Genomic DNA, 22,505 nt, shown 5'->3' on the forward strand with positions numbered 1-22,505 from the left:
ATGGGATTACTCTCACTACTCATATTTTTGCCTTTGCTTGCAACTGCTTTAATTTTATTGTTGCCTGCGACTATGCGCCAAAGCTATAAGTATATTGCTTTGGGAATTACGGTTGTGCAATTTGCGCTATCGGGTTGGTTGTATAGCCAATTTGATAATGCTGCTTCAGGAATTAATCAAATCAATGGCTTTCAATTCGTGGAACAACTTCCTTGGATACGTTTGGATTTGGGCAGTTTAGGGCAATTAGAAATTGATTATTTTCTTGGCGTAGATGGCGTTTCGCTTCCATTATTGGTATTGAGTGCTTTTGTCATGCTAATGGCTATTGGGGCATCTTGGAATGTCACGAAGAGTACAAAAGGCTATTTCTCTCTGCTGATGCTTTTAAATATGGCGGTAATGGGGATTTTCTGTGCATTGGACTTTTTCCTTTTCTACATTTTCTACGAAGTGATGTTACTTCCATTATATTTCTTAATCGGAATTTGGGGAGGTGTAAATCGTGAATATGCAGCCATTAAGTTCTTTATCTATACCCTATTTGGTTCAGTATTCATGCTGCTAATCATCGTAGGTTTATATTTTTCGGTTATTAATCCAGAAACGGGCGCAAATACATTCAACATGTTGCACATGATGAATCCGAACAATTATGTGGATGGTTCATTCTTTGCTTACTTGAATAATTATTACGAAGTATTGGGAATACCAGCACGTATGTTGGGCTTTATCGTTTTATTTATTGCTTTTGCCATCAAAATTCCCATCGTTCCATTGCATACTTGGCTACCTGATGCTCACGTAGAAGCGCCTACTCCTGTTTCCATTATACTTGCGGGTATTTTGTTAAAAATCGGAGGATATGGTATTATCCGTGTCTGCTTAAGTATATTTCCAGATGCCGCGGTTGACGCCAATTGGTGGTTAGGATTAATTGGTGTGATCTCTATTTTATATGGTGCTCTAAATGCCCTAGCACAAAAAGACTTAAAGCGTTTAATAGCTTATTCTTCTGTTTCACATATGGGCTTTGTACTATTGGGTGTTGCTTCCTTAACTGCGGAAGGTATTTCAGGTGCATTATTCCAAATGCTGTCGCATGGATTCTTATCAGCAGCTTTATTCTTTTTAGTGGGAGTCATTTACGATCGTGTACACGACAGAAATATCTATAATTTCCGTGGATTGGCAACTCATATGCCAGCTTATACAGGATTTGTTGCAGTAGCTTTCTTTGCCTCATTAGGCTTACCTGGTTTCTCTGCATTCATCGGTGAAGCGTTTGTGATTATCGGAACATTCAATGCTGAGTCAGTTGGAACTGGTGTTTCTCGCTGGATGGCGATTGCGGGTTCTGTAGGTATTCTATTAAGTGCTTCGTATTTATTATGGACTTTGCAACGTATGTTTTTTGGACAAACACGTTTCAAAGGTGGCGAAGATTGGGCTACATTGTTGACGGATGTCAGTGCACGTGAACGCACCATCTTATTCCCTACTTTGACGTTAGCGTTATTATTAGGAATCATGCCTTCATTGGTTTTTGACAAAATGAATGCAACGGTTCTTAATTTAGTTTCATTGGTTACACAGTATCTATAATGCAAGATATCAACATACAATTACCGAGCATACTTGACCAAGTTATCCAATCTATTCCGGCCTTCAAAGCAGAATTAGCTTTGATATTTGCTTTCTTGGGAAGTATTCTCGCAACATTGTTTTTGGACAAAATTTGGAAACAAAGTTCTTTTGTTATCACAATAATCGGTATTGTAGCCTCATTAATTCTATCTACACAACAATTAGGAGCACCGCAGAATGGATTCTTTGGAATGCTCATAATTGATGATTTCTCGGTGTACGCTAGAGGAATTATTCAAGTTGCATTATTGATTTGTGTCATCTTTATACAACAGCATTTTCACCATAAAAAATTTAGCAAAAACTTAGGTGATGTGTACAGTATATTGCTAGCTGCAGCTTTAGGAATGAATATTTTGACGATGACGAGCAATTGGTTGTTGGCGTTTATTGCTATTGAGACTGTTTCGATAAGTTCCTATATTTTGGTGGGTTATTTTTCGGAAAACAAAAAACAATCCGAAGCTTCGATGAAATATGTGCTTTTCGGATCTGTTTCGGCAGCTGTTATGCTTTACGGTTTATCCTTGATATATGGATTTACTGGAAATTTAGATTTTACCTCGTTCGAACATATTCAAGGATTAATAGAAGCACCGAAAATATTATTATCCATAGCTTTGCTGTTTATGTTTGTGGGAATAGGTTTCAAATTGAGTTTTGTGCCTTTCCACATGTGGGCGCCAGATGTGTATGAAGGTGCGCCTACTCCTATCACAACATTCTTATCTACAGTACCTAAAATTGGTGCTTTAGTTTTATTAGCACGCCTTTTTGAAGAATGGACATCTACATCATTCTTCTTCTCCGAATTGGTATTGGTATTGGTAAGCGTGGCGGCCATTGTCACCATGTTAGCTGGTAATTTAATTGCCTTACGTCAGTCGAATATCAAGCGTATGATGGCGTATTCTTCCATTGGTCATACAGGTTTTCTACTGATGGCATTGGTTGGAAACTTAGCTTCTGAACCTCAAGTATTATTGTTTTACATCGCAGTGTATACGATTATGAACTTGGCAGTTTTTGGCTTAATCGACATATTAGAACAAAAAACAGGATCAGCACAACTGGAGAATTACCAAGGATTAGGTAAACAATTTCCAATATTATTTAGCATTCTTACACTATTGGGTATTTCCTTAGTGGGCTTACCTCCTACCGCAGGTTTTGTCGGTAAACTATTTGTCTTTACTTCTATCTTCGATTTATTCCAATTCAACAATAATCGCTATTATTTAATTTTATTGGTAGTAGGAGCTTTAACCTCGGTAATTTCGTTATTTTATTATTTCAAAATACCTTTGTTTGCCTTCTTGCGAAAAGGCAATGAAATAAAGATTTTGCCTACCACTTCTACACAAATCGTGTATATTACAGCTATTTTGTTAGGTGTTTCCACGTTGGTATTGGGAATATTTCCTTCAATTTTACTATCTCTATTCAGATAGGACGATTTAGGTTGTCTTAATTCGTATATTTGCCATATGATTAGTACTACAGCAAATTCTATTTTTCAACGTGCTATAGCAGATTATCACGTTTATGACGCCATTGACCATCCGATTTCAAATCCTTTTGAGCCTAGCTCATTGGAGCATTTGTTGTATTTGAAATGCTGGATTGATACGGCGCAATGGCATATGGAAGATGTGGTACGTAACCCAGAAATTAATCCTGAAGAAGGGTTATATTGGAAAAGACGTATCGATAAACAGAATCAAGTGCGCACGGATACAGTTGAGTATATTGATAGTTACTATTTACAAAAATTTGCAGACGTACAACCTTTAGCAGATGCTAGAATCAACTCCGAAAGTCCAGCTTGGGCTATTGATAGATTATCAATATTGGCGTTGAAAATCTATCATATGGAGCAAGAAACACACAGAACAGATGTGGAGCAATCACATATTGATGCTTGTCAACAAAAATTAGAGGTGCTTTTGGAACAACGTAATGATTTATCACAAAGCATTGATGAGTTATTGACAGATATCGAATCGGGAAAGAAATATATGAAGGTGTACAAACAGATGAAAATGTACAACGACCCAAACTTGAATCCTGTACTTTACGGCACACAAAAATAAACACTATGAAGCGTATCATCGTAACTCGATTTTCAGCAATGGGAGACGTTGCTATGGTCGCTTCGGTTCTCAAAGAATTTCAGCAACAACATACCGACACGGAAATTATTATGGTGTCGCGGAAGCCGTTTTCTACATTCTTTGAACATATTCCTCGTCTCAAGTTTCACGTATTTGACCCTAAGTATAAGCACAAAGGACTAACTGGAATCTATACGTTATTTACAGAGCTCAAAGCTTATAAAACTGACTTCGTAGCAGATTTACACTACAATATCCGGAGTAGAACATTAAGTCTGTTTTTCAAAATTTCGGGCTACAAAACGCAATCAATAGATAAAGGACGAAAAGAGAAAACTGAACTTACACGTCCTCAAAATAAGGTCAAAAAACAACTAAAACTGACTACCGAAAGGTATGCGGATGTATTAAGAAAACTAGGTTTTTCGTTCAATCTAAGTCACACTTTAGTGAAAGAACACCGTCTTATTCCTACACAATTATTGGCTGTGTTAGCTTCGGATAAGAAGAAAATTGGAATAGCGCCTTTCGCACAACATAGTTATAAAGTATTTCCATTGCACAAAATGGAGGCTGTAATCCAGCGTCTTTCAACAAGTGGCGAATACGAAGTTTTTATCTTTGGCGGAGGAGAATCTGAAAAGACAATTGCTGCTGAATGGAGTAAAAAGTTTCCTAAAGTATATAATACCATAGGAACATCCAACATTTCTCAAGAACTAGATATTATTTCTCACCTTGATTTAATGATTAGTATGGACAGTTCTGGAATGCATATGGCATCTTTGGTAGGTACTCGGTGTCTTTCTGTCTGGGGAGCTACTCATCCATTTGCTGGTTTCTTGGGATTTGGACAGTCCTATGACGATTGTATCCAAATAGAACATCCAAACAGACCTTCCTCTGTATATGGAAACAAACCATGCGATTGCGATGGTGTGGAGGCTATAGATTTAGTATCTTCGGAAATGGTTGTAACTCGAATTGAAGAAATATGCGTATAGGTTTTGATGCTAAAAGATATTTCCTAAATAAATCGGGATTAGGAAACTACAGTCGTGATTTGGTTCGCATTCTAGAAACTTACTATCCTGAAAACGAGTATATCAAATTCACTCCAAAAATTAAGGGACCTAGTTTAGGTGATAAAACAATAAAACTTCCTAAAAGTAGACTTCATAATTTATTTCCAAGCGTATGGAGGAATAACTGGATTGTCAATGACCTGGTAAAAGACAAAATAGATATTTTTCATGGGTTATCCGGAGAAATACCTATAGGGCTATCCAAAAAAGGTATAAAGTCTGTGGTAACTATTCACGATTTAATCTTCTTAAAATTTCCGGAACTCTACAAACGATTAGATAGAGTAATTTACAATCGTAAATTTAAGTATGCGATATTTAATGCAGATAAAGTTGTTGCTATTAGCGAACAAACTAAACGTGATATAGTAGAATTTTACAACTTTCCTGCTGAAAAAATAGATATCATCTATCAAGGATGTCATCCTGCGTTTAAAATTAAGAAATCCGCTATTGAAAAAGCGTATTTGCGAAATAAGTATAATCTTCCTGAAAATTTTGTTCTGAATGTTGGTTCTATTGAACCTCGTAAAAATGCTTTTCAAATAGTTAAGGCTATTGAAACTTTAGATATTCCCTTAGTTATAATAGGAAAAGAAACAAAATATTCCAACGAAATCAAAGCCTACATACATTCGAAAGGACTACAAAATAAAGTTTTTATGCTTCAAGGCTTTACGATGGAGGAATTATCAACTATTTATTCCATGGCTGAGCTTTTTGTGTACCCGTCTAAATATGAAGGATTTGGAATCCCAATTATCGAAGCTTTATATAGTGGCACCCCTGTTATCACGTCCAATTCTGGTGTATTTCCCGAAGCCGGTGGGCCATTTTCTTATTATGTCAATCCAGAAAGCATTGAGGAATTACGTTACGCTATTAATGCTGTACTAAACAATACATCGATGCGACAAGAAATGATTACTAAAGGAATGGAATTTGTTCAAAAATTCAACGATGATAAAATTGCTTCACAGTGGAATAAAGTATATACCGATCTTATTGGGTAAATTTGAAATATTTATCCAAGACCATTAAAGAAATTAATTTCTCGCGCTTATTATCTTTAAACTGTTCCACATATTGATGTGCATTTTGAATGATTGCCAGAGCTTTATCGGTATGAGCAATATAGTATTTTAATTTTTCTTCCAGATCCGAATAATCATCTTTTATACAGATATAATGCACATCAGGAATTAGTTTGCCTTCCATAAACCAAGTCTCAAATTTTGGTTTTGGCATGACCGCAATAGAATTGGAAGACATAATCCATTTGAGGTTAGTGGCTACGTCATTACCTTCTAACGCCAAAATAAATTTATATTCTAAATGCCCCGCGATAGATAGAAAATCATTATCGGATTTTCGAGCCGCCTTTTTCAGATTGCACAGCGCATGATCTTTATACAAATCGTAGAACCTTGCTCTATGTGCCTGTCCAAAACCACTTCTACCAACTAACATATTTTTCTTTTGTACGAAAGAAATATCGTCTTTTATGAAATTAAAATGTCGGGCTTTGTCTAGATTTAAAAGCACAGAATTAGCGTTATCGCCATCAATTGGTCTGCTTTTTACTAGTGCTGGAAAACTGGGAATATGGGTAACATCACCAGGAATGATTTCAAATCTATTATTCCGATTGAAATATCTTAAATATTCTATACTGTCAAAATAATATACTCGAATTTTTTTAGGTATTTTATAATCTTTTATTTGTATGGCAGACGAAGATAGGGATCTTTCTGAACCTAACTTATTATAATAATTGACGCGAGAAAGAAAATAATTATCATTTGGACTATCATTCAAAAATCTATTTCTATAACTTCTGTAAACGCTACCAGGTATAAGACCACGTACCAATGCTTTTATATAATACCAAAGCTTATTATTTTTATTACCAAGAATCCGTTTAAGATTGAGCATAGAGGATGATTTTGCAAGTAAAAGTACGTAAAACGAAAAAAATAACCTATTTTCGCTACACAATTAGACTATTAAACGGATTTTGTTGCCATTTGTGATTTTTCACATTAGGCCAATAAGAATCAAATAATAAAGTAATAGTTTATAGCCCATTTCAATGTTTACATAATAAATAAGTGTTTATCGCAAACTTTACATTAGTAGTCTCCAATAATTATTGATTATCAAATTTATATACTAAAATGATTATATTTAGAAATAAATTTAATCAAAAAGATATATATAACATTTTATAACCATAAGTTATAGCTATAAACTTTTGAAGTGTAACATTGTTGTATTTATCAACGTTATAGTTGCAGTTACGGACGAAAATATTTTGTATGACGGTATCTTTACTTATTTCTACATATAACTGGCCTGAAGCTTTAGAATTAGTTTTAGAAAGTGTAGTACTTCAAACACACATTCCTGATCAAATTATTATAGCGGACGATGGTTCGGATTTACGTACTAAAATTCTAGTAGATTATTATTCACATATACTTCCTGTTGAACATATCTGGCAAGAAGACCAAGGTTTTAGAAAAACCTTAATTCTGAATAAAGCTATTGCAGCTTGTACTTCAGACTATGTAATTGAAGTAGATGGTGACATAATTTTAAATAAACATTTTATCCAAGATCATCTTAATGCTGCTAAAAAAGGATATTTTGTGCAGGGATGTAGAGCTATGTTAGGCGAAGAATTAAGTCAAAAAGCATTGAGCTTACGAAAAACTTATTTTAGTGCATTCACAAAAGGAATGGTTACACGCTTTAATGCAATTCGTTTTCCTGGCTTATCATTTATTTTCAAAACAAATCCTTATTCTTCCCACAATGTGAAAGGCTGTAACCTAGCATTTTGGCGCGAAGATTATGTTCGCATTAATGGATACTTTAATGGCTTTGAAGGTTGGGGTTGGGAAGATTACGAATTTGCAGAGCGCCTTATAAACTCTGGCGTTAAAAAGAAAAGATTGAAATTTGCTGCAGTTGGCTATCACCTATTCCATAAATTGAGTTCACGGGCGAATTTTCGTCCCAATGAATTGATATACGAAGAAACAGTAAAAAATAAAATCTGGCATCGATCTCCTGGTTTTCAAGAAGTGTCAATGTAATCTATGGTAAATTTGAAAAGAGAAATCGGAATATCCATTATTTTATGTTCATATAACGGAGAAAAAAAACTTCTGCCGACATTAAGGGCTATTTATCAACAAAATGTACCCCATACCATCCATTGGGAAGTACTTTTTGTGGATAATAATTCCTCAGATAATACGCTCAAAATTGTTCACGAGCATCAAACCCTTTTTTCTCAATCTGCAATTCCATTACATATCTTAAAAGAAAATAGGGCAGGGAAATTTCACGCTCTTAAGAAAGGTATTTCGGAAGCAAAATATAGCTATTTTATTATTGTAGATGATGACAATTGGTTGGCTGAAGATTACGTCGAGAAAGCTTTCCAACATATACATGCTAATCCAAACATTGGTGCAATAGGCAGTTACAGCGAAGCTGTATTTGAAAATGTACCACAGGAAATTCCTAAATGGTTTACCAAAAATAAAGAACGTTATGCTGTAGGTGAACAAGGAAAGGACGGTAACGTCACTTCTCGGAAACATCTATGGGGAGCTGGTATGGTTTCCAGAACAGATCTTTATGAACAATTATTCGCGCAGCATCCCTCCCTCTTGTTTGACAATGATATTGAGGATATTTACGTTGCCGAGGACACCGAATATTGCCTGCGCTTAATTCTAAAAAAATACGAACTACACTATTACTCTGACTTAAAAATTAAACATTTTGTACCAAATGATCGTTTAAGCTATGAATATTGTCGGAATTTAAATCAAAAGATTGAAAATTCTTTCAAAATAATAGACTTATACCACGGTGTGAGTAAGTTGTTGAGTAAAAAATATCAAAATCCTTTTGAAAAGAAACGATTAAAAATAATGACCCTCCTACGCTATTTTTGTACTTTGAATAAAGCAAAGAAGCAACGTAACAAAGTTTTAATGGGCTTTTTATATCCTTCTTCAAAATTCAGGAATAAATGTATAGCGAGATTGGATGCATTTTTGAAAGATAATTCATTAGTGAATCCCAATGTGGAAGACCATTATTAATACTATGAAAATTGTTAAAATACATGCTGGGCTAGGCAACCAAATGTTTCAATATGCATTGGTACAGGCTTTGCAAAAATTTGGTCACAAGGTAAAAATAGACTTTTCGGAATTTGAAGTATATAATATCCACAATGGATATGAATTAGGACGTGCCTTTAATATTCACATGACGCATATTACGAAAATGGAGCAAAAACTATTTTATGGCCGCCGTCAACGTATTGGTTATCGTTTATTACGTTTTCTTCTTAATACCAATAATGCATTTTATATAGAAAAACCGGAGTTTAGCTTCTCGGAGGATACACTCAAAAATCAAAAACACGCCTATTTAAGTGGATATTGGCAACACCATAGTTATGTAGACCTCGTTGAAGATGAACTTCGTACTAATTTTATATTCTCCCCCACTACCGGACAACGCAACCAAGAATTGGAGGCTATATTACAAAATACACCAAACACAGTATCTATACATGTAAGACGAGGTGATTATTTGCAACATCCGACTTTGAATGGTATTTGCGACAAAGCTTTTTATGAAAGAGCAATTGCACATATAAATTCACATATTGAAGGTCCCATTTATGTGTTTTTCTCGAATGATATTCCGTGGTGCAAAGAAAATTTCAATTTTCCAAATGCGATATTCGTCGATTGGAACACGGGAGAAAACAGTTTTAGAGATATGCAAATGATGTCTCTGTGTCATCACCATATTATCTCTAACAGCAGTTTTAGCTGGTGGGCTGCGTGGCTAAATACAAAATCTGATAAAATGGTAATAGCTCCTACATCTTGGATCAAAGACGAGCAGGCTGATCCAAAGGCATTATTATTACCTGAATTTGTAAAACTATGAGGGAGGAGCCTTTCGATATCGTCCTATGTGTAGGTCCTCAACATGCGGAGATTGCGTATAAGACTGTATTGGGCATACTCACTTATTTTAATTATGCCAACATATGGATAATATCCAATCCAATGACTTTGAATAAACTTAAGCTTACTCTTCCTTTCAACAAACAGCTAATTTATTTGGAAGAAGACAAAATCATTCCTGAAGTTAGTCTGGAAAAGCTTAAAGAATACTTTAAAAGAAGAGACGCTCAACCTTCGCGTGCCGGTTGGTATTATCAGCAATTTCTAAAAATGAGCCTGAGTCTTCACTGCCAGTCTACACATTATTTAATATGGGATGCTGATACTATTCCTCTAAAACGAATAAATTTCTTTAAAGCGGACAAACCACTTATGCACACTTCTTCGGAATATCATAAGCCATACTTTGAAACGCTAAATAATCTGCTCTCACTCGATAAAAAAATAGAAAGTTCGTTTATTACAGAGCATATGCTTGTGGATACTGCTGTAATGAAGATGCTGATTGCTGATATTCAGGCAAATAACTCGCAAAAACCTTGGCCTATAACAGTATTAGATGCAGTCAGCACTGAGGATTTATCCAAATCTGGTTTCTCTGAATACGAGACTTACGGTACATTTGTCTTAGATAGACATCATCTTTCCTTTCTTATACGGGAACAAAGCGATTCACTACAGACATATCGAAATGGTACGCAGCTTTTCTCTCCTAACCCTTCATACGGTGATCTTAAACTTTTAAAAGATATGGGCTATCATTATGTCACCTTTGAAATATGGGATTCCCAACAAGAAAAGAATATCCGTAAAAACCACCAACAAGCTAAATTATATAGTCAATTAATGAATTTAAAATTGAGCCCTTTAGCTAATTGGGTATTAAAGAGATTTAGAAAAAAAATGGGAAAATTAAAAACTTCTAAAACAGACCCACATAATTCCTATAGGAAATAAAAAGATACTTCTGCACACCTTTGTAAACGATGTTTATTAACCACTATAAAAACAAAAAGTTCCAATATTAAGCATAACGGAACTTTTAAGTAGCAGAGAGGAAGGGATTCGAACCCTCGATACAGTCACCCGTATACTACCTTTCCAGGGTAGCTCCTTCAACCACTCGGACACCTCTCTGTGTCTGCTCGCAAAAATAAACAAAAGCTACATATCTCCAAGAGATAATTATTTATTATAGTAAATATGTTATCTTTATTACTATGAAATCAAAAAACCTCTATCTTATTCGACATGGTAAAGCAGAGGATCATTCACTATTAAAAAGAGACTATGAACGTAATCTCGTAGAGAAAGGTCGTTATAAATCATTAACTATAGCAACTAAACTTAAAGATGATTTATCTTCAAATAATCTATTAATCATTAGCTCCACTGCTAATAGAGCTTTACAAACTGCTGAGATATTTTGTCAGAAAATCGCTTATCCAATACAAGATATCCAACTTGAAAAAAGTATTTATGAAGCTTACCATACCGAAATATTGAAGGTTATTAATCTTGTAAATAATGATATAGACAATATAATAGTTGTTGGTCACAATCCTGGTTTATCTGACTTAGCGAACTATTTGTGCGAATCCTGTATTAATCTTAATACCTCTCACGTAGCTAAAATTATATTGCCAGAAGGTTTTAATTTCAGTGAAGTTTCAGGCGGCACTTGTCATTTAGAAACTGTTATCACAGGATAAATTTCTGTACCTTCGTAGGATATGGCAAACAAACTTCAGAATGAACATTCTCCCTATCTAAAACAACATGCAAACAATCCTGTGCATTGGTTTCCTTGGGGTCAAGAAGCATTGGATATAGCAAAAAATGAAAACAAGCTAATCATTATTAGTATTGGATATTCGGCATGTCATTGGTGTCATGTGATGGAACGTGAAAGTTTCGAGAATGAGGCGATAGCACAAACTATGAATCAATTTTATGTTTCCATCAAAATTGATCGCGAAGAAAGACCAGATATCGATCAGATTTATATGATAGCCGTTCAATTGATGACAAATGCTGGAGGATGGCCATTGAATGTTATTTGTTTACCTGATGGGAGACCGATTTACGGAGGCACCTATTTCAAACCACATGATTGGCAAAATGTATTACTACAAATTGCTCAAATGTGGGAAGAAACTCCCGAAACAACTATAGATTATGCCGAAAGGCTGACAGCGGGAATAAATAAAGCCGAAAAACTTCCTATCGCACCTATTCCTGAAGAATATACCTTATTAGACATTAAATCGGTCGTATTACCATGGAAAGAGCAGTTTGACCTGCGTGATGGGGGCTATCGCAGAGCACCTAAATTTCCTTTGCCAAATAATTGGTTATTTTTCCTTCGCTATGGTTCTTTGGCTCATGATGAAGAAACCGTTGATCACGTACACTTTACCTTAGAAAAAATAGCTAACGGTGGTATCTACGATCATATTGGAGGTGGTTTTGCTCGATATTCAGTTGATGGAAAATGGCATGTTCCCCATTTTGAAAAAATGTTGTATGACAATGGACAGGTAATCAGTCTATATAGTGAGGCCTATCAGCAGAAACCAAATATACTTTACAAGAATGTTGTTTTTGAAACAATAGAATGGGCAAAACGTGAAATGCTTGCTAAAAATGGTGGCTTTTATTCTGCATTGGATGCCGACAGCGAAGGAGTAGAAGGTAAATTTTACACTTTTGATTATAGCGAATTTGATGTTCTAGGTGAAGATGCTGATCTAGCTAGAGAGTATTTTAATATCACAAAAGATGGGAATTGGTCAGAAGAGCAAATCAACATACCTTTTGTCAATGGTTCAAATAACAATCTCATTACAGAAGCAGGGTTCACAGCAGAAGAATGGGATATATATTTGAAGGAAATAAAAACGAAACTTTTAGCATACCGCAACCAACGTGTACGTCCCGGATTAGATCACAAACAATTGACAACATGGAATGCACTTTTATTAAAAGGTTTGGTCGATGCTTATCGAGTTTTTGGCGAATTAGAACATCTAGAACTAGCATTGGGAATATCATCATTTATTAAATCACACTGTACTTCGCATGGAAATCTGCTTCACCAACCAGCAGATAATAACCGCAAAATAGATGCATTTTTGGATGATTATGCTTTTACGATTGAAGCTTATATCGCTTTATACGAAGCTACTTTTAAGGAAGAGTGGGTTTATACAGCTAAAGAATTAGCGGAAAAAGCTATTGCCCTTTTCTACGATGCGGAGCAAAAGACATTTTATTACACCTCTGCTCAAGCCGAAGAACTCATCGCACGAAAAAGTGAGATTATGGACAATGTAATTCCTGCTTCATCGTCTACGATTGTTCGGCAACTGTATAAATTGGGACTATTACTTGATAACGAAAATTTCACAGCGATAGCAGACCAAGTTTTTGCAAATGTATTCCCGCATATCAAAAGTTACGGTTCAGCCTATTCGAATTGGGCGATACAACTTCTAGAGCATCATTATGGCACTAATGAAATAGCTTTGACTGGAACAGAAGCTCAAAAATGGCGTAGTGAAATAGATAAAGTCAAATATATTCCGAATAAAATATTTTTGGGAGGAACAAAAAGTACACTTCCTTTGTTAATAAATAAGGAACAATTGGAGTCAAAAGCATACCTTTGTCGTAATAAGACATGTAGTCTCCCTCAACAGTCGATTACTGACTTATTAGAATTAATCAAATAAAAACGAGATGCTTAGCATTTCATAACAATTACAAAATGGCAATAGAAAACAACAACGTAGTAACGTTGAATTACATTCTTCACACAATCGAAGAAAACGGTGAAAAAACATTTGTTGAGCAAACAACTACAGAAAATCCTTTAACATTCTTATATGGCGTAGGTATGATGTTACCTAAATTCGAAGAAAACATCGCTGGTCTTAACGAAGGTGACAAAACATCTTTCGATTTAGCTGCCGCTGATGCATATGGCGAAAGAGATGACAGAGCTATCGCTCAATTACCTGCTGATATGTTTCAAGAAACAGGATTACCTCCATTGGGTGAAGTATTACCATTACAAGATAATCAAGGAAATCAATTCCGTGCAGTAGTAGTAGATGTAACTCCAGAAGCGGTAGTTGCAGACTTAAACCACCCTATGGCTGGTAAATCTTTAAGCTTTGAAATCGAAGTGTTAAATGTACGTCCTGCAACTGAAGAAGAATTGTCTCACGGACATGCTCATGGTATCGACGGTACTGAAGGTCACTAATTTATCTTAGTATATAAACAATAAAGCCGATTTTTAAGAATCGGCTTTATTGTTTAAAACTAAAGTTTGCTTTTGATTTATGCCATCTTCATCTGTAAATTCAGACCCTGATTTTAGAACATCATCTTGAATAGTATATTCGAAAGGAAAATTTTCCATGAATATTGCGATCAAAGGTCCTTCATCTTGAAATTCAAAAGAAAATTCAATAATTCTATTCTTAACAGTATAATTAAATAGATACTCTTGCCATTGTTCAGAATCTCCATCCCATTCTTTAATTCGACCAACATTTCCAGATTTAAACAAAAAACTAGTTTTATCTTTAGCATCAACATATTCTTCTGTTTCCTCGATTAAAATCTCATTTCCTTCCTTTGCAATATAATAAGATGATACTGTTTCCCATTCGCCTAAAATGCTATTATCCGAAATACCTTTATCGATTTCATTCTTGATATCTGCAGAGCTATAGTCATCTTTATCACAAGAAATTGAAAATAGAAAGAAAATAGCCAGTAATCCGAAAAACTTTAATTTCATATTTAAATAACTAGTCAATATACTAGTAAATATAAATTAACAAATGAATATTTACCTCCTTTCCCACTTTTAAAAAAGTGGTTTGTACGAATAATGCTACAACTTCACAGTCCTCAACATCTCTCTTTTACCAGGTGCTCCAGGCGCTTTTTCAATAGCAAAACCTAAAGCCTTCATGCTCCGTTTCAAATTTCCTGTAATCGCATAAGTCACAAATACGCCTCCAGGATTTAGAAAGCTTGTTACATGTGCTAACGTTTCATCCGACCACATTTCGGGCTGATGTATAGCGGCGAATGCATCAAAATAAATAACATCAAACATTTTTGGAGATGTAAATGCTAAAACTTTGGCATGCGCTATTTCTAAATTTATCTTTTCGGTAAGTTGAACTTCTTGTTTCAATGCTGAATCATAGTTACTAATATATTGCTCCCAAAGAGGCTTAGATACATACTCATTATATCCAATACTTTCAATGACCTGCTTTTCTAATGGAAAAGCTTCAATCCCACAATAATCTAGTTTAATGTCTTCAGTCAAGCAATGATCAGCTGTCAATATAAAATTTAACCCTGTTCCAAAACCAATTTCAAGTATTGATGCTTTACTTATACTTTCTTTCTCCAGATAATATTGAAGCCCTGTTTTCAGAAACACGTGTTTACTCTCTTGCAAAGCACCATGTTTAGAGTGATAATTTTCACCTATTTGGGCATTAAATATAGTTTTAGAACCATCTCCTGTCGTCACAAAATCCATAATCCATTTTTTTTTGTCAAATCTAAAACAAAAAAACTATTTTAGCCTTAGATAATCTCCACATGAAAACTATTCTCAAAAATTACAAGAGTATCATATTGCTTTTAGTAGGAATAATGTTTGGTAGTCTAGTTGGATTACTTTTTCCAGATGTGGTACAGTACATAAAACCTATTGGAGATATTTTTCTGAATCTGCTTTTTGTAGCTGTTATTCCCTTACTTTTTTTCGCTATATCATCAGCTATCGCAAATATTGAAAGCAATGGAAAATTAGGGAAAATACTCGGTGTAATGACCGCAGTTTTCATTAGCACCATCGCTATTGCTGCCATACTCACAATATTGGGTTTGTGGGCTTTTCCGGTCACAGCGCTAAAAGACGGAAATGCTATTTCAGAAGCGATAAATACAAATCCACAAGATACTTGGGGAGACAAACTTGTCCGTTTTGTGAGTGTTGGTGAATTTGTCAACCTATTATCTCGCCAAAATATCCTTGCTTTTGTAATATTTTCCTTTCTTATAGGTATTTCAGTCCGAAAAAGTGGAGATGTAGGAAAGCCATTTCTCAATTTCCTGATCGCTGGAAATGAGGTGATGAAAAATTTATTGACCTTGGTAATGAAACTCGGTCCAATTGGCTTAGGTGCATATTTTGCCTATCAGGTTCAATCTTTAGGTCCTGAACTTTTTGGCTTTTACGCTAAACCTTTGGCTTTTTATTACATATTTGGTACACTATTTTTCTTTATCGTTTATACAACCTATGCGTTCCTCGCGAATGGCAATTCCGGCGTTAAAGATTATTGGCGTTACAATATTACACCATCATTGACTGCTGTAAGTACATGCAGTAGTTTAGCAACCTTGCCCGCTAATTTGTTGGCTGCAAAGAAAATGGGCATACCAAATTCTATTGCATCTGTAGTTGTTCCTTTAGGGAATACTTTATATAAAAATGGTTCTTCGATTTCTTCGATATTAAAAATATATGTAGCCTTTGCTATTTTGGATTGGAATTTTTTTGAACCTAGCACGATGATTATGGCTGTCGGAATTACTTTATTGGTGAGTATGGTGGCTGGAGGAATCCCTAATGGTGGATTTATTGGCGAAATGCTCATGATTTCAATATATGGCATCCCAAATGAAGCTGTTCCTGCCATTATGATTATTGGAGCACTAGTCGACCCACTCGCTACCATATTGAACGCTACGGGGGATACAGTTGCCGCTATGCTAGCCACCAAGTTTTCAGGTGAAAAGTTTCACAATGACTCGAGCGACAGAAACCTATCGACATAAATGTAAAATTGCAGTTGCCAACAACTGATTTTAAACATTAATACAACTAGATAACTATAACTAGCATACTATCAATAAATTGAAAAAACATTATTTTTATTGAGAATGATTCTAAATAAATAGGTTGTCTTTGTAAATTCATTCTTTCATTTAGCATTTCGTAATTTTGTAATTGGTTTAGTGAAATTTTAGTATGAAAAAAAGTTCAATCATTCTGATTGCAATCATAGCAATAGCGATAGCTATGATTTTGGTTATTTACACAGATTCTAGCACGTATTCAACCTTTGCGGAAGCAAAAGAAAAAAACACAGAATTATACGTGGTCGGTGTATTGAATAAAGAAAAAGATTTGTTCTATGATCCAGTTCAAGATGCAAACCACTTCTCTTTTTACATGTATGACAATGACAGTACAGAATGCAAAGTGGTATTTAATGGTTCAAAACCTCAAGATATTGAACGATCAGAACAAATTGTCTTGACTGGAAAAATGGAAGGTGATACTTTTCACGCTACCAAAATTTTGATGAAATGTCCATCAAAATACAACAAGGACGAAATGGAATTCAAAGAAGCAACTAGCGCTTCCTTATAATCATATTTTCAGTAATTAATTTTCAATGGATATCAACTACGTAGGTGAACAGCTGTTACCTGGTAAGATAGGTCAGTTCTTTGTGATTCTATCATTTGGAGCGGCATTATTTTCCTTAATAAGTTACTTTTTTGCGACTAACAACCCTGATGAGAAATCATGGAAAAAAATGGGTCGTATTGGATTTATACTAAATGCTATTTCGGTAGTAACAATAGGCTCACTATTGTTCTACATGATATACAACCACATGTTCGAGTATTATTATGTGTGGTCACACTCAGACACTTCACTTCCTACACATTACATTATATCTTCCTTTTGGGAAGGTCAAGAAGGTAGTTTTTGGTTGTGGATGTTTTGGCAAATGGTCATAGGTATTGTCTTATTATTCCGTGCCAAAACGTGGGAAGCTCCAGTCATGACCTTCGTTATGCTTTGCCAAACTTTCTTGGCAAGTATGCTTATTGGCATTGAGATCTTCGGTAGCAGAATTGGTAGCTCACCATTTATTTTATTACGTGATGCAATGGATGCCCCAATATTCAAAGACCCGAATTATCTATCTATGATTGATGGTAAAGGCCTTAACGCATTACTGCAAAATTATTGGATGGTTATTCACCCACCTACTTTGTTCTTAGGTTTCGCGTCTATGATTGTCCCTTTTGCGTATGCAGCGGCAGGGCTTTGGACTCGTCGTTACAAAGAATGGACTAACCCTGGATTGCCATGGGCATTATTTGCTGTTATGATTTTAGGAGCAGGTATTATAATGGGCTCTTTTTGGGCTTATGAAGCGTTAAATTTTGGTGGATTTTGGGCTTGGGATCCTGTAGAGAATGTATCCATCATACCTTGGTTTACATTAATAGCTGCGGTACACGTTATCTTAGCGTTCAAACATTCAGGACACGGATATTTTACAGCGACTTTACTTTCACTTGTTAGTTTTGTGTTAGTAATTTATGCTTCTTATTTGACTCGTTCTGGAATTTTAGGAGAGACTTCGGTACACTCTTTCACAAGTTTAGGTATGTCAGGACAGTTGATAATATTCAACATAACATTCTTATTTGTGATGATTGGATTGTTGATCTGGAGAAGAAAAGAATTACCTAGCACACAGAAAGAAGAAGAAATTTATTCAAGGGAATTTTGGTTATTCATCGGTGCATTAGTCCTTACAGTGGCTTGTGTTCAAATGATTGCAACAACTTCTATCCCAGTTTTCAATGGATTATTCGGCACAAAAGTAGCCCCTCCTATTGATCCAATCGCTCACTATAATAAGTGGCAAGGTGCATTTGCTGTTGTCATTTTATTATTGACGGCTATCGCTCAATTCTTAAAATACAAACGCACTGACGGTCGTAAATTTTGGGCATCTACAATTGCTTCATTAATTGTATCCATTGTCTTAGCTGCTGGAGCGATTTATTTAACCAAAACCTACACGAACGTCATGTACATCCTGATTATGTTTACAGGTATTTTCTGTATCGTAGCCAATGTACGTATTTTGAGTGACGCAGTTAAAGGTAAATGGAAGTTAACGGGGTCTGCTGTATCACATATCGGCTTTGGTTTATTAGTCATTGGCGCTTTAGTAGCAGCTGCGACAAATGAAGTTATTTCTGTCAATCAAAGTGGTTATATCGGCGTTAAAAATTTCGGTAAAGAAGGTGATAAATTTACAGACCCAGGAGAGAATTTATTCTTGACAGAAGGTGAACCAGTACAAATGGGTGAATACCGTATCACATATACTGGTGATAGTGTAGCCGCACCAAATGTTTATTATCATATCAAATACGAAAAAATTGATGAAGAAAGCGGTAAAGTAAAAGAGTCTTTTGTATTAAGCCCTTTCGCACAAAACAACCCTGATATGGGAGGTTTGATTGGCACGCCTGACACACGTCACTATATTACACACGACATCTATACATTGATTACTGCCGCTGCTGCTGATTCTCACGCACCATTGAGCAAAATCAAAGAAGAAGAAAAAACAGGTTTTGAAGAATACGATGAACCAGCTACTTACGAAGTCAATATTGGGGATACATTACGCTACCGCAATGGTATTTTCGTCATTGAAGGAGTAAATAAAGAAGCTAAACTTGAAAATATTCCTTTAAAAGCGGATGATATCATTGTCGGTCTTAAAATCAAAGTCATAGCTTCAGATCAGAAAGAATTTAATGCAGAACCAGTATTCTTGTTAAAGGATGGAAATGTATTTGATTTTAACAAAGATGTAGCAGAGCAAGGATTGAAATTTAGGTTTACCAATATTATTCCTGATAAGGATAAATTAGAAATCATGGTTTATCAAAAACCTTTGCCTGAAAAAAAATGGATTGTGTTTAAAGCGATTAAATTCCCTTACATCAATTTCTTCTGGGCAGGAACGATTATCATGACTATTGGTTTCATCATGGCTATCGTAAGACGTGTTAGAGAAGGAAAATCAAAAGAACAAATAGTAGATTAATATGAAAATAGTTGTTTTAGGCAGCGGAAATATCGCGACGCATTTAGCTAAAGCTTTATACGCATCCCAGCATAATATCTCTCAAATTTACAGCCGTACATTAGCCAATGCTCAAGCATTGGCTAATGTTGTAAATAGCCAAGCAACAACCGAGCTACGAGCTATTAACATAGATGCTGATTTATACATTATTGCAGTATCGGATAGTGCAATAAGTTCAATTGCTACTGAATTACCAAAACCAAATCATGGTATAGTCATACATACTTCGGGTGCTACACAAATGGAAGTACTCTCAAAATTTGACAAATACGGAGTTATTTATCCTCCCCAAAGTATCAATAAAGAAATCGAAACCAATTTATCATTAATTCCATTCGGTATTGAGGGTAATAATGCTGAAGTATTTAATGTATTATTTACTGTTGTACAGAACATTGCTCCTAAATCATTCGCGTGCACCTCAAAACAGCGTCTTACCCTACATCTATCAGCTGTGATTGCAAACAACTTTAGTAATGCATTATATCAAGTAGCTGAAGAACTTCTTGCAAAAGAAAACCTTGATTTCGAACTACTAAAACCAATCATTTTGGAAACCGCATTAAAAGTTCAAGACCACTCACCGACCATTACACAGACAGGTCCCGCTCGTCGTGGCGATTATAATACTATTAATAAGCATTTAGAATTCTTAATTCAATCACCAGAGCAACACAAAATATATCAAATATTAACAGATTTTATTATCAAAAGATATCGTAATTAACCTTTTGATTACAAAATAAGTAAAAGTACAGCAAACCGTCTTAATGCTGAAATTACTTACTAATTTTGCTAAGAAAAAAAACAAAAGCACAGTTATATTAGTATATATAGTAACTTCAGATTAAATCATGGCAGTTAGAAAACTAATTCTTATCACGATTACATTAATAAACCTAATCATCATCTCTTTTGGATTGATATTTACTCCAAGATGGTTCTATTTATTGATCATTCCAATTCCTTTATTGATTGTTGCAATTTATCACAGCTTACAAACGCATCATGCTATTCTTAGGAATTATCCAGTTGTAGGGGCGTTCCGCTATTTCTTTGAATCTTTCAGACCAGAATTAAGACAATATTTCTGGGAATCTGATACTGACGGTAGACCTTTCAATAGACGTCAACGCTCTATTGTCTACCAGCGTGCAAAAAACCAACGCGAGACTGTAGCTTTCGGTATGCAAACAGACCCACAAGCTGTTGGTAATGAATGGGTAGCACATTCGATTTTCCCTACTCACATTGAAAATCACGACTTACGTACTATGGTTGGAAATGCAGCTTGTAAACAGCCGTATAGCTTGAGTATTTTCAATATTTCAGCCATGAGTTATGGAGCATTGAGTAAAACGGCAATCACGGCATTGAATAAAGGTGCTGCTCTACAAAAATTTGCACACAATACTGGTGAAGGGGGTATTTCAGAATACCACATGAATGGAGGCGATTTAATTTGGCAAATTGGTACTGGATATTTTGGATGTAGAGACGAGAATGGATATTTTAATGGAGAATTATATGCTGAAAAAGCAAGTCGTCCTAATGTAAAAATGATTGAATTAAAAATGTCTCAAGGAGCGAAACCTGGACATGGAGGTATACTACCTGCAGCTAAAAACACTCCAGAAGTGGCTGCAATTCGTCACGTAATTCCTGGTACTGATGTCATGTCTCCGCCAGCACACAGTGCATTTAGTACCCCTGAAGAAATGATGTACTTCATCCAAAAACTTCGTGAATTGTCTGGCTACAAACCTGTGGGTTTTAAAATTTGTATTGGAGATAAGCAAGAATTTATCGACATCTGTAACGCGATGCAGAATACACAAATTTTCCCTGATTTTATTTCGATAGATGGTTCGGAAGGCGGAACAGGTGCTGCACCTCTTGAGTTTACAGATAATATTGGTATGCCGTTATATGATGCATTGACATTTGTTACAACTACGCTTATCAATTATGGATTGAAGAAACACATAAAAATAATTGCTTCCAGCCGTATCGTAACAGGCTTTGATTTAATGAAAGCTTTAGCATTAGGAGCGGATGCATGTTATAGTGCACGCGGGATGATGTTTGCACTTGGCTGTATCCAAGCTTTGAAATGCAACGAAGACGTTTGTCCAGTAGGGGTTGCGACACAAAAGCCGCATTTATACAAAGGTCTAGACGTTGCTGACAAACATGTACGTGTAGCTCAATTTCACCGTAATACATTACGCGCGACAGTTGAAATTATGGAAGCCTGCGGCTTCAAAACAATGGACGATATTAAAGCGGAAAAATTCTTTAGAAAAGTGGATGCAATTAATACAGTAAGTTTCCACGATATCTATTTCAAAAATACTGGAAAGTACAATAAAAGAGAAAACTCCTTCCAAAAGGAAGAATTTTTAGAAGATTAAAAAATGGTCGACATTCTGGAGGGCACTGAAAAAGTCCCCTTTTATATTTGGCCCCAAAAAAGGAGTAGAAAATGCATTTTCTACTCTTTTTTTTTGTATCTTAAATTAAGCTTAAACGGATATCAGGATGCTTTCTACCCAACAAAAAATACAGTTCAGTTCTTATTCAGGATTGTACGATATCATTGTTCCAAAAAACAATCTTCTTCGGAGA

20 protein-coding genes and 1 tRNA gene are annotated in these 22,505 nt (G+C 35.3%); 17 read left to right on the forward strand and 4 right to left on the reverse strand.

Annotation, left to right across the window (positions count from 1 at the left end; genetic code table 11):
- Genes GOQ17_RS12585 through GOQ17_RS12605 form a run of 5 tightly spaced genes read left to right on the forward strand, consistent with a single transcriptional unit; the run spans position 1 to position 5,859 of the window.
- Positions 1-1,605, forward strand: coding sequence for a complex I subunit 4 family protein (locus GOQ17_RS12585; RefSeq protein WP_159637851.1), 1,605 nt, complete (start codon positions 1-3; stop codon positions 1,603-1,605).
- Positions 1,605-3,098: an NADH-quinone oxidoreductase subunit N gene (locus GOQ17_RS12590; protein ID WP_159637853.1), complete on the forward strand. Its 1,494-nt coding sequence runs from the start codon at positions 1,605-1,607 to the stop codon at positions 3,096-3,098. The genes GOQ17_RS12585 and GOQ17_RS12590 overlap by 1 nt, the downstream gene beginning before the upstream one ends.
- A gap of 36 nt (positions 3,099-3,134) precedes the next feature.
- Positions 3,135-3,740, forward strand: coding sequence for a DUF4254 domain-containing protein (locus GOQ17_RS12595; RefSeq protein ID WP_159637855.1), 606 nt, complete (start codon positions 3,135-3,137; stop codon positions 3,738-3,740).
- Between the two features lie 5 nt (positions 3,741-3,745).
- Complete coding sequence (locus GOQ17_RS12600) at positions 3,746-4,765, forward strand: glycosyltransferase family 9 protein (RefSeq protein WP_159637857.1); 1,020 nt, start codon at positions 3,746-3,748, stop codon at positions 4,763-4,765.
- Positions 4,756-5,859 carry a glycosyltransferase family 4 protein gene (locus tag GOQ17_RS12605; RefSeq protein ID WP_159637859.1) on the forward strand — a complete coding sequence of 368 codons (1,104 nt, stop codon included), beginning with the start codon at positions 4,756-4,758 and terminating at the stop codon, positions 5,857-5,859. The genes GOQ17_RS12600 and GOQ17_RS12605 overlap by 10 nt, the downstream gene beginning before the upstream one ends.
- On the opposite strand, the gene GOQ17_RS12610 is transcribed toward GOQ17_RS12605, so the two are convergent.
- On the reverse strand, positions 5,849-6,781 hold the full coding sequence (locus tag GOQ17_RS12610; RefSeq protein ID WP_159637861.1) for a glycosyl transferase family 90: 933 nt from the start codon (positions 6,779-6,781) through the stop codon (positions 5,849-5,851). The genes GOQ17_RS12605 and GOQ17_RS12610 overlap by 11 nt on opposite strands.
- Before the next feature lie 383 nt (positions 6,782-7,164).
- On the opposite strand from GOQ17_RS12610, the gene GOQ17_RS12615 reads away from it, so the two are divergent.
- From GOQ17_RS12615 to GOQ17_RS12630, 4 genes are read left to right on the forward strand one after another with little or no spacing between them, the layout of a single operon-like run.
- Positions 7,165-7,947 (forward strand): glycosyltransferase family 2 protein, encoded by a 783-nt coding sequence (locus GOQ17_RS12615; protein ID WP_159637863.1) that lies wholly within the window; start codon positions 7,165-7,167, stop codon positions 7,945-7,947.
- A 3-nt stretch (positions 7,948-7,950) separates the two neighbouring features.
- A complete protein-coding gene (locus GOQ17_RS12620; RefSeq protein ID WP_159637865.1) occupies positions 7,951-8,970 on the forward strand; it encodes a glycosyltransferase in 1,020 nt (339 codons plus the stop codon).
- Between the two features lie 4 nt (positions 8,971-8,974).
- Positions 8,975-9,835 carry an alpha-1,2-fucosyltransferase gene (locus GOQ17_RS12625; RefSeq protein WP_159637867.1) on the forward strand — a complete coding sequence of 287 codons (861 nt, stop codon included), beginning with the start codon at positions 8,975-8,977 and terminating at the stop codon, positions 9,833-9,835.
- Complete coding sequence (locus GOQ17_RS12630; protein ID WP_159637868.1) at positions 9,832-10,812, forward strand: DUF6492 family protein; 981 nt, start codon at positions 9,832-9,834, stop codon at positions 10,810-10,812. The genes GOQ17_RS12625 and GOQ17_RS12630 overlap by 4 nt, the downstream gene beginning before the upstream one ends.
- 93 nt (positions 10,813-10,905) lie before the next feature.
- On the opposite strand, the gene GOQ17_RS12635 is transcribed toward GOQ17_RS12630, so the two are convergent.
- Positions 10,906-10,992, reverse strand: a tRNA-Ser gene (locus tag GOQ17_RS12635).
- 83 nt (positions 10,993-11,075) lie between these two features.
- On the opposite strand from GOQ17_RS12635, the gene GOQ17_RS12640 reads away from it, so the two are divergent.
- From GOQ17_RS12640 to GOQ17_RS12650, 3 genes are read left to right on the forward strand one after another with little or no spacing between them, the layout of a single operon-like run.
- Entirely contained in the window at positions 11,076-11,567 is a 492-nt protein-coding gene (locus tag GOQ17_RS12640) for a SixA phosphatase family protein (protein ID WP_159637870.1), read from the forward strand.
- Positions 11,568-11,588: 21 nt separating this feature from the next.
- A complete protein-coding gene (locus tag GOQ17_RS12645; protein WP_159637872.1) occupies positions 11,589-13,589 on the forward strand; it encodes a thioredoxin domain-containing protein in 2,001 nt (666 codons plus the stop codon).
- Positions 13,590-13,624: 35 nt separating this feature from the next.
- The gene (locus GOQ17_RS12650; protein ID WP_159637874.1) at positions 13,625-14,125 is read left to right on the forward strand and encodes an FKBP-type peptidyl-prolyl cis-trans isomerase; all 501 of its coding nucleotides are present in this window, start codon (positions 13,625-13,627) and stop codon (positions 14,123-14,125) included.
- Positions 14,126-14,158: 33 nt separating this feature from the next.
- Here the strand turns inward: GOQ17_RS12650 and GOQ17_RS12655 are convergent, their stop codons facing one another.
- Together GOQ17_RS12655 and mnmC2 are read right to left on the reverse strand one after the other, a co-directional pair.
- The gene (locus GOQ17_RS12655) at positions 14,159-14,668 is read right to left on the reverse strand and encodes a hypothetical protein (protein ID WP_159637876.1); all 510 of its coding nucleotides are present in this window, start codon (positions 14,666-14,668) and stop codon (positions 14,159-14,161) included.
- Between the two features lie 96 nt (positions 14,669-14,764).
- Positions 14,765-15,430: a tRNA (5-methylaminomethyl-2-thiouridine)(34)-methyltransferase MnmC2 gene (gene mnmC2 / locus GOQ17_RS12660; protein WP_159637878.1), complete on the reverse strand. Its 666-nt coding sequence runs from the start codon at positions 15,428-15,430 to the stop codon at positions 14,765-14,767.
- Between the two features lie 62 nt (positions 15,431-15,492).
- Here mnmC2 and GOQ17_RS12665 point away from each other — a divergent pair, with 62 nt between their 5' ends.
- The 5 genes from GOQ17_RS12665 to GOQ17_RS12685 all read left to right on the forward strand — a co-directional run bounded on the left by GOQ17_RS12665 (position 15,493) and on the right by GOQ17_RS12685 (position 22,291).
- Complete coding sequence (locus GOQ17_RS12665) at positions 15,493-16,737, forward strand: dicarboxylate/amino acid:cation symporter (RefSeq protein ID WP_159637880.1); 1,245 nt, start codon at positions 15,493-15,495, stop codon at positions 16,735-16,737.
- 193 nt (positions 16,738-16,930) lie between these two features.
- A complete protein-coding gene (locus tag GOQ17_RS12670; RefSeq protein WP_159637882.1) occupies positions 16,931-17,335 on the forward strand; it encodes a cytochrome c maturation protein CcmE domain-containing protein in 405 nt (134 codons plus the stop codon).
- Positions 17,336-17,360: 25 nt separating this feature from the next.
- Positions 17,361-19,835, forward strand: a complete 2,475-nt coding sequence (locus GOQ17_RS12675; RefSeq protein WP_159637884.1) for a heme lyase CcmF/NrfE family subunit — start codon at positions 17,361-17,363, stop codon at positions 19,833-19,835.
- Between the two features lies 1 nt (position 19,836).
- Entirely contained in the window at positions 19,837-20,604 is a 768-nt protein-coding gene (locus GOQ17_RS12680; RefSeq protein ID WP_159637886.1) for a Rossmann-like and DUF2520 domain-containing protein, read from the forward strand.
- A 127-nt stretch (positions 20,605-20,731) separates the two neighbouring features.
- A complete protein-coding gene (locus tag GOQ17_RS12685) occupies positions 20,732-22,291 on the forward strand; it encodes an FMN-binding glutamate synthase family protein (RefSeq protein ID WP_159637888.1) in 1,560 nt (519 codons plus the stop codon).
- The last annotated feature ends 214 nt before the right edge of the window (positions 22,292-22,505 follow it).

The organism is Sphingobacterium composti (assembly GCF_009829075.1).
In the GTDB taxonomy this organism is placed as follows: Bacteria; Bacteroidota; Bacteroidia; order Sphingobacteriales; family Sphingobacteriaceae; genus Sphingobacterium; species Sphingobacterium composti.